The 8,481-nt window shown below is 58.0% G+C and carries 10 protein-coding genes and 1 pseudogene; 7 read left to right on the top strand and 4 right to left on the bottom strand.

Annotated elements, in window-relative coordinates; all coding sequences use genetic code 11:
- A pseudogene (locus Q0J75_RS11950) lies at positions 1-543 on the top strand (hypothetical protein); the annotation flags it as partial.
- Here the strand turns inward: Q0J75_RS11950 and Q0J75_RS13245 are convergent.
- The gene (locus Q0J75_RS13245) at positions 532-786 is read right to left on the bottom strand and encodes an alcohol dehydrogenase catalytic domain-containing protein (RefSeq protein WP_363315744.1); all 255 of its coding nucleotides are present in this window, start codon (positions 784-786) and stop codon (positions 532-534) included. The pseudogene Q0J75_RS11950 and the gene Q0J75_RS13245 overlap by 12 nt on opposite strands.
- A gap of 212 nt (positions 787-998) precedes the next feature.
- Here Q0J75_RS13245 and Q0J75_RS11955 point away from each other — a divergent pair, with 212 nt between their 5' ends.
- On the top strand, positions 999-1,982 hold the full coding sequence (locus tag Q0J75_RS11955; protein ID WP_297201601.1) for a phosphotriesterase family protein: 984 nt from the start codon (positions 999-1,001) through the stop codon (positions 1,980-1,982).
- Positions 1,983-2,048: 66 nt separating this feature from the next.
- Here Q0J75_RS11955 and Q0J75_RS11960 read toward each other — a convergent pair whose 3' ends face one another.
- From Q0J75_RS11960 to Q0J75_RS11970, 3 genes are all read right to left on the bottom strand, one after another.
- A complete protein-coding gene (locus Q0J75_RS11960; protein WP_297201603.1) occupies positions 2,049-3,032 on the bottom strand; it encodes a lipoate--protein ligase in 984 nt (327 codons plus the stop codon).
- Positions 2,992-3,792 (bottom strand): MBL fold metallo-hydrolase, encoded by an 801-nt coding sequence (locus Q0J75_RS11965; protein WP_297201605.1) that lies wholly within the window; start codon positions 3,790-3,792, stop codon positions 2,992-2,994. The genes Q0J75_RS11960 and Q0J75_RS11965 overlap by 41 nt, the downstream gene beginning before the upstream one ends.
- A gap of 152 nt (positions 3,793-3,944) precedes the next feature.
- On the bottom strand, positions 3,945-5,399 hold the full coding sequence (locus Q0J75_RS11970; protein WP_297201607.1) for a sigma-54 interaction domain-containing protein: 1,455 nt from the start codon (positions 5,397-5,399) through the stop codon (positions 3,945-3,947).
- Between the two features lie 134 nt (positions 5,400-5,533).
- Between Q0J75_RS11970 and Q0J75_RS11975 the strand changes: the two genes are divergently transcribed.
- The 5 genes from Q0J75_RS11975 to Q0J75_RS11995 all read left to right on the top strand — a co-directional run bounded on the left by Q0J75_RS11975 (position 5,534) and on the right by Q0J75_RS11995 (position 8,435).
- Positions 5,534-6,271: a 2-oxo acid dehydrogenase subunit E2 gene (locus Q0J75_RS11975; RefSeq protein WP_297201609.1), complete on the top strand. Its 738-nt coding sequence runs from the start codon at positions 5,534-5,536 to the stop codon at positions 6,269-6,271.
- A gap of 3 nt (positions 6,272-6,274) precedes the next feature.
- Positions 6,275-6,634, top strand: coding sequence for a Lin0512 family protein (locus Q0J75_RS11980; RefSeq protein WP_297201611.1), 360 nt, complete (start codon positions 6,275-6,277; stop codon positions 6,632-6,634).
- A gap of 83 nt (positions 6,635-6,717) precedes the next feature.
- Positions 6,718-6,957, top strand: coding sequence for a biotin/lipoyl-containing protein (locus Q0J75_RS11985; protein WP_297201613.1), 240 nt, complete (start codon positions 6,718-6,720; stop codon positions 6,955-6,957).
- Positions 6,958-6,993: 36 nt separating this feature from the next.
- A complete protein-coding gene (locus Q0J75_RS11990) occupies positions 6,994-7,980 on the top strand; it encodes a thiamine pyrophosphate-dependent dehydrogenase E1 component subunit alpha (protein WP_297201615.1) in 987 nt (328 codons plus the stop codon).
- Entirely contained in the window at positions 7,980-8,435 is a 456-nt protein-coding gene (locus Q0J75_RS11995; protein ID WP_297201617.1) for a hypothetical protein, read from the top strand. Before Q0J75_RS11990 ends, Q0J75_RS11995 begins: the two co-directional genes overlap by 1 nt.
- Positions 8,436-8,481: the final 46 nt, after the last annotated feature.

Consider the following 8,481-nt stretch of genomic DNA (forward strand, 5'->3'; position numbering starts at 1 on the left):
CCAAAGCGTGATGGCGTGCATAACCGCTACTATCTGATCCACAAGCCGGACACTTCCCCGGAGGTGCTGGCGGAGGCAGATCTCTGCATTCAGGATGTGCTGAACGGCACCGCTCGTGAAAATCACTCCGCCTACCCGACCGTGGTGCGAAACCACAACGGAACTCCATTTCTCCCTGATCAGCTGCTGGAGCGGTATCTGACCGGGCTGCCGTTGAAAGGATTTCCCTATGAGGATGCTGTCTCTCTCTGCGATGCCATGCGGCGGCTGGTGGGCTGGCAAGAAATCCGCTATAAGTTGGAGAAGTACATAGAAAAGCAGGTGCAGGAGCGGTTCTTCCTTGTGGGAGAGCGGGATGATGGCTTTACCGTCTTTCCGCCCTGCACAGTACTACCGGAATTGCGTCCGGAGGATGTGGACGAAGGTCTGCTGCGCTTTGCCTGCTATGTGGCGATCTGCCATACTGTGTACGGGCAGAGTTTTGAATCCCTCACCACCGAGCACATCCTCGGCTTGGTTTCCCAGCTTCGCTCAGATATCCTTTACCTCGCTGCCGGCCTCCACCACATAGCCGGTAAACTCATGGCCCAGAATAATGGGATAGTGCTGAATGGCCATGCCGTAGTCAAAGGCGTGCAGGTCAGAGCCGCAGACAGCGGCATAGGAGACCTTGAATAGAATGTCCTTGGGACCGATCTTGGGGATGGGAACCTGACGCATTTCCATCTTACCGGGAGCGGTGACATACCACGCACGCATTGTACCTTCCATAAAAGACACCTCCATATATTTCGCCGGGTTAGCGAATTCTGCCTAATGGTTGAGCATATGCGATGCCAAGTTTTGTGCCCGATTTGGACTGCTCTGGACAGAAAACAGGGTATAAAATAGAGACAAATGTCTCTTTTTTAGCCTCAAAATTGGGCCGTTGTAGGATACCGCCGGTTGGCATCCTGTTTGCATTGCATGAGGATATCTTGGAAAAGGAGTGGATTCTCATGAGAACTTATGTACAGACGGTAACCGGGTCGGTCCGGGCGGATGAGCTGGGCCGCTGCCTGTCTCATCAGCACGTTCTGTTCGGCTATCCCGGCTGGGAAGGAGCGGTGCTGGCGCCCTTCCGATGGGAGGAGGCCCTGGAGCAGGCGGCGGCGGTACTCAATGACGCAAAGCAGCGCTGCGGACTTCAGACGGTGATTGACGCCACCCCGGCTGACTGCGGACGGAAGGTGGATTTCCTCAAGGCGGTTTCAGAGCGTACTGGAATCCACATTGTGGCCAGCTCCGGCTACTACTATGAAGGGGAAGGGGCGCCCGCCTACTTCAAGTTCCGCATGGCCTATGGCAACGCGGAGGAAGAGATCTATCAGATGATGCGCCGGGAGGTGACCGAAGGCGTGGGGGATACCGGCATCCGCACCGGTGTCATCAAGGTAGGTACCAGTGCTGGAAAGATTACCGAGTATGAGGATCTGTTCCTCCGGGGGGCGGCCCGGGTATCCGCCGAGACCGGCGTGCGCATCATCACCCACACTCAGGCGGGGACCATGGGTTCAGAGCAGGCCCGGCGGCTCATTTCTTACGGCGCCAAGCCGGAGCATATCATGATCGGCCACCTGAACAACTGCACCGACATGGATGAGCTGCTCAAGATCTTTGAGCAGGGGGTGTACGGCGGCTTTGACCGGCTGGGCATTCAGGGCTTTACCGGTGCTCTGCCGGAGAGCCGCCGCCTAGCGGAGATCGTGGGACTGGCTGGCAGCGGCTATGCCGATAAGCTCATCCTGTCCCACGACAGCATCATCCGGATGCTGGGTGACCCCTGGATCTACTCTGAGCAGGATGCCAAGGATCTGGCCCACTGGAACTGGACCCACGTCTTTGAGGATGTGCTGCCCCGGCTGCAGGAGATGGGGCTGCGTCCGGAGCAGGCCGAGGCTATGGTGACAGACAATCCCCAGCGGCTTTTCGTCGGAGAATAAAACCACAAAAGGATACCGCCCGGACCGATTCCATTGGTCCGGGCGGTATCCTTTTGTTCTGTAAATTTACCCACGCAGCAATGTACTCAGCTCCTGTGGGGTGATGCCGTTGATATAGTGGCCTACGTTCAGTTCCTCCAGAGCGGCAGTGAGGTGCTCGTCAAGAGGCAGCCCAACCAGGGCGGCCTCCAGCTCGGACAATTCGCCATTGCCGAAAAAGTCGCCGAAGAATCGGATGGCCTTGATACAGCCCTCCTCCACGCTCAGATAGGCAGTGACCAGTCCAGCGGGGAACTTGGCCTCCCGCCGCATCTCATAGGCGGGGGAGAAACCGTAGTTCCACGCCCAGGTGGCGTATTTCTGCTCCCGCAGCTGACGGATGGCGGACAGATCTTCCTCCGTCAGGGTATAGGGCTCCAGACTGCCTCCCGCCATGGCACATTCAGTAAGCGCGCTTTTGAAGTCCTCCATGGAGATGGGGGAGGGGGCGTGGGCATTGATGGTGGTTACCCGGCTGCGGACCGACTGGACCGCTTTGGATGTGAATTTGGCCTGTTTGACCCGCAGGGCATCGGCTACATTGGTCAGGTTGGTGTCCAGCATGATGCAGCCGTGGTGGAGCAGCCGGCCATGCCTTGCATATTGTGAGTTCCCGGAAAATTTCTGCCCGTCAATGGTGATGTCGTTGCGACCATTGAACTCCGCGTGGACGCCGAACCGGGCCAGGGCCTCCACCACCGGACGGACAAAGACCTTGAAGTTGAAATCGGGGGCCTGGTCCTGATCCACGATAAAGGTGAAATTCAGGTTGCCTCTGTCGTGATAGACCGCCCCGCCGCCGGAGAGCCGGCGTGCCACTTTGATGCCGTGGGCGTCCACGTAGGCCTGATCGATCTCCTCGGCGGTGTTCTGATACTTGCCCACTACGATGGTGTTGTAGTTCTGCCAGAGCATAAAGCAGGATTGTCCCTTGGGGGTGTGGGTGAACAGATACTCCTCCAGGGCCAGGTTAAAATAGGGGTCCGTGCTGTGCGACTCCAGAAAGTGCATCCAGACCAACTCCTTTCTCATCAGGTTCCCATTGGGCGGCTTTTCCATCGACCCAGGACATATGGGACAGGATCTCCGCCGGGGGCAGATCATTGGGCAGCAGTTTGGCTACCTGTCGGGCCAGACTGCGGTAATGGTATCGGTCGTCCTCCCGGAAGGGCAGGTGTTCCAGGAAAATGCGCCGGGGTTTGAGCAGCCGCAGGAAGGCCAGCCCCTCCGGCGAAGAGAGCTGATAGAGATTCAGAAAGGCAGCATCCACGTCTCCGCCATAAAAATCGGAAAAAATCATGCCGTCCGCTTCGCTCAGCGCCGCGTCGCCTGCCAGAAAGAAGGTCTCACCGCCCATGCGGATCAGATAGGAGTGGTGGGCCACATTCCGGTATTGTTGGCCGTCGTGAAGAGTGTCCTTGGCCAGAATATAGGCTCCCGCCATCTGGACCCGACACAGGCTGGGGCGGATGGGGCGGACGGAAGCCCGATTTTCCGGCAGGCCGGGACCGTAGATCCGCAGATCCTCCTGAGCGCTCATCAGGCGGTGCAGGCCGCTGCGCTGAAAATGATCAGGGTGCTGATGGGTGAAGAGTACGCCGTCGGTGTGGGCAAACAGACCCCGGTGCCGGTTCAGCTGCCCCACCAGGAAGGCGGGCATAGGTGAGAAGCCCTGCTCCGGACCGTCATGGATGCCGTCTGCCAGCAGCCCGGCCATGCCGTCCCAGAAGTAGATCCCTGAGTTGACCGAATGAAAAATACAAGTGTTCATAAAAAGAACCTCCCCTTGGTTTCCTGAAGGAGCAAATTTGCTGCCAACTTCTAAAAAGGAAACCAAGGGGAGGTGTGCTGTTAATGAGGCTAAAAAGGAGACTGCGGGTAAAAAGGAGACGGTCAAAAGGGCTCCGATGGGTACCCTTTGGGCTACCGCAGTCCGTATTTGTCCAGCTTCAAATAAAAATTTCGCTTGGAGATGCCCAGAATTTCAATGGCCTTGGCCTTGTTGCCGCCGGTCAGGCTGAGGACAGTACGGATGGTGTCAAATTCCACCTTGTCCAAAATATCGTGGAGTTTGTATTGGCTCAGATCCGGGGCCGCAGGCACGCCGGGAACCGGGCGGGAGGCGTTGGCAATGGCGGCGGGCAGATATTCGGTGCCGATCTCCTCCTCCGGGCAGAGAATGGCCATCCGTTCCACACAGTTTTTCAGCTCCCGGATGTTGCCCGGCCAGCTATAGTTCATGAACTGCTCCAATACCTCATCGGAGAAGGCGCGTTCCTTCCACTGGGGCAGATCCAGACCGGCCAGAAAGGCCTGGGCCAGTAAGGGAATGTCCGACCGGCGCTCCCGCAGGGGCGGCAGGCGGAGGGGAATGATGCAGATGCGGTAGTACAGGTCCTCCCGGAAGGTACCCTCCTTCACCATCTCTTCCAGATTGCGGTTGGTGGCGGTGATGAGCCGGAAGTTCAGCTTGATGGGCTTGCGCCCGCCGATGCGGGTGATTTCCCGCTCCTGTAAGGCCCGCAGCAGCTTGACCTGCATGGAGGGAGGCATCTCGCCCACCTCGTCCAGAAAGAGGGTGCCGTTGTTGGCCAGTTCGAACTTTCCTGGATTTCCGTTTGCATTTGCCCCGGTAAAAGCCCCTTTTTCATAACCAAACAGCTCACTTTCCATGAGCGACTCCGGGATGGCGGCGCAGTTCACCTTGACCAGCGGACCTTGGGCGTAGGCGCTGGAGTAGTGGATGGCCTCGGCAAAGACCTCCTTGCCGGTGCCGCTCTCGCCCAGAATACAGACGGAGCTGCCGCTGGGTGCCACCTGGGATCCGATGCGAAGCGCCTCCACAAAGGGCTGAGAAGTGCCGATAATGCGCTGAAATCCGGCGGGAAGGCCCTCTTTGGAGTCCAGTTTCTCCTGAAGGGAGGCCGCCAGCTTTTTGTAATGAGAGATCTGATTGGACAGCTCCCGCAGTTTTTCCCGCTCCTGCTGGATGACCATGATGCCGGAGAATACATCGGTTTCAATGGGGACGAGGTCGGCAAAGCCAGAGTATCGGGTATCGCTTTCATGAAAGTAATACTTCTGGACGATGGTACCCGTCTCCATGGCCTTGCGGATGGTGTTCCAGCGGTGGTCTGCATCGTTGCGCTCGGCGATGCGCAGACCTAAAATCTGCTCCGCCGGGACACCGGCTTCGCGGAAGGGAGCTGCATAGGCATCCAGATAGGTCTTATTGAAGAAACGGACCCGGGAATCCCGGTCCAGGATCAGAACCTGAGTGTCCAGTACGTCCAGCACGGTGAGCAGGGAGTCTAAAGCGAAGCTGTGGGGCAGAGAGGTGCGGGCGGAGAGAGGCAGATCATGAGGGTCGACATCCATTAGTTTGGCTCCTTTCCTGATTTTTTCCCTAATCGTAAATCAGGAACCTGTTTCTGTCAAGAAAGCAATGTTGGCACGCCTCTTGCTTGTACATAGGGCAAACACGCTGACAACAGCAGAACGGAGGAATGACAATGGCAGAACATGACGAGCAGGGCCGTCTGATCCGGGAGATCAGACCTCTGGAGGGAATGCGCAAGGTGATCGCTGAGCGGATGACCTTCAGCAAGCATGAGTATCCTCAGGGTACCGGTCAGGTGCGGCTCAGCGTCGACAAGCTGATCCAGTTCCGCAAGGAGCTGCTGGAGCAGAAGGGGATCAAGGTGTCCTTCGGCGACCTGTATGTGAAGGCTGCCGCCTGCGCCCTGGAGGAGAATATGGCCCTTAATGCTTCTCGACAGAAGGAGAGAATCATCTACTACGAGGATATCAACCTTACCGTACAGGCCACCATCAACGGTGTCCTGATGGAGCCGGTGGTGGAGCACGCTGACCGCAAGGACATCGAGGAGATCTCTGCCGAGCTGAAAAAGACCTACGACTATATCCGCCGGGGCAAGCTGATGCGGGTGAAGCTGGAGGGAGGCACTTTCTCGGTATCCAACCTGGGCGCCTCCCTCATCGACAGCCAGCAGCCCTTTATCTCTCCGCCCCAGGGGGCCATCTTTGGTATCAACCGCAACTGTCGGGTGCCCATGTTTGATGAGAACGACAACATCGTTCCCGTCAACCTGACCACCTTTGCCCTGACCATTGACCACGGCCTGTGCGACGGCGCCGAAGTGGTGAACTTCTTCGCCTCCCTGAACAAGGTGCTCCAGGATCCCTGGACCTGGATGTACCACAAGCGCTCCGCGCCGGAGGAGGGCTGAGCTGTGGAAAAGCGCCGCTATCTCATTGAGATCGGTACCGGCGTGGATATGCACGGCGGAGATGTGACCAAGGCCGCCCAGAAGGCGGTCAAGGACGCCATGAGCCACTGCTGTATGGCAGGTGTACGTGAGATCCACGGGGCGGGACCGGCGCAAATCGCTCTCCGGGTCCAGATCAGCTGCCCCAGACCGGAGGAGCTGGACCTGGACAAGGTAAAGGAGCCGGTTGGCTTTTATGAGGATGTGGAGCTGGTCCCGGTGGCCGGAGGCGCCGCCGAGCGAGGACTCCATGTAGCAGAGATGGGCTCCGGCGACACCCTGGTGGTGGCGGTTGCCATCATCACCGTCTACCTGAAGCAGTAAAAACCAATTTCATTGTGACTGAGCGCGCCCGGTGAGCCGGACGCCTTAGCAATAAATTTCATTCAAAAAAGGAGATTATTGTTATGAAGCAGGAGATCAACATTCCCAAGCTGGGTTCCGAGATGAAGACCGGTCTGATCCTGGAGTGGCACGTCAAGGTGGGCGACCACGTGGAAGAGGATCAGGAGCTGTGCGAGATCAAGACCGAGAAGATGAACGCTCAGGTGGAGTCCCTGTATGACGGCGTGATCACCGAGATCATCGGTCAGGTAGGCGAGACCTACAATGTGGGCGACGTGATCGGCTATATCGAGGAGGACTGAACGGAGCACTTCCAAACAAGAAAGGAGTAACGCGTTATGGCCTATAGCAAGGAACAGCTGGTTGAGATGTATAAGATCATGCAGCGCTGCCGGCTCTTTGACAAGAAGATCGCCACCGAGAGCAAGAAGGGCAAGCTGGTGGGTATGTTCCACTTCGGTACCAACCAGGAGGCCTTTGAGGCCGGCCTGATGCCGCTGATCGGGCCCGACGATTACATCAAGCCCTACCACCGCAACCACGGCTGCCTGTCTCTGTGCGATATGAAGCTCTATGTGGCCGGTATGCTGGAGCGCACCACCGGCTATAACATGGGCATCGGCGGCGACTACCACCAGCAGGATATCCACGGCCTGCATATCCTGCCCATTGACGGCCTGATCGCCGAGGACTGGCTCCACGACACCGGCGTGGCCATGGCCCTGAAGCTGCAGAAGAAGCCCGGGGTGGTCTTCAGCTGCAATGGCGACGGCGGCGCTCAGATGGGCAACCTGTACTCCGCTATGAACTTCGCCTCTTTGTTCAGCCTGCCCATGGTGTTTGTCATCATCAACAACGGCGTGGCCATGACCACCCCCACCGAGAAGGAGTGCAAGTGCTCCGAGATTTCCGGCCGCGCCGCCGGTTTCAATGTGAAGGGCGTCAGCGTCTGGGGTCAGGACCCCATCGCCGTCCGGGAGGCCTTTGAGGCCGCCATTGACAGCGCCCGTCAGGGCCAGCCTGCTCTGGTGGAGGTTATGACCTACCGCAAGTGCGGCCACTACTTCGGCGATCCCAAGGAATACGAGACTGCCGAGCGGGAGGCCCGCATGACCGAGAAGTACCCCGATCCCATCCCCCGGTTTGAAAAGGTGCTCCAGGAGATGGGCGTGTGCACCGAGGAGGAGCTCAAGGGTTACGCCAAGGAGATCAAGAACGAGATTGCGGAGGCCTTCGAGTGGGCCTACCAGCAGCCCAAGATCACCGGCGATATGACCAAGGGCGCCGACAAGGTGTTCTCCAACACGGAAGGAGGTAAGCTGTAATGAGAAACGTCAGCTACGCGCAGGCTCTGGAGACCGCCATCTTTGAGAAGATGCAGCGGGACGAGAAGATCTACTACATGGGTGAGGATGTGGCTGTCTTCGGCGGCGCCATCACCAAGCTGTACTCCCTGTACCAGAATTTTCCTGACCGGGTCATGGATATGCCCCTGGATGAGAAGGGCTTTACCGGCATCGCCGTAGGCATGGCCTGGATGGGCCTGCGTCCCATCGTGGAGTTTATGTACCCCGATTTCCTGCCTCTGGCCATGAGTGACATTGCCCACGGCGCGGCCAAGCAGTACTGGCTGTCCAATCAGAAGGACCCGGTGCCCATGATTATCCGCTCCGCCCAGGGCATCGGTTCTCAGTGCGGTGCCCACCACTCCGAGTGTGTGGAGGGCTGGGTCATGAACTATCCCGGACTAATCCTGTCAAATTGTCTGTGCAGGCAATGAAAATATCCTCTACGCCCCGGTTTTTCAGGCCGTTGAGTACAGTTGC

This window comes from uncultured Flavonifractor sp. (genome assembly GCF_944385615.1).
GTDB lineage: Bacteria > Bacillota > Clostridia > Oscillospirales > Oscillospiraceae > Flavonifractor.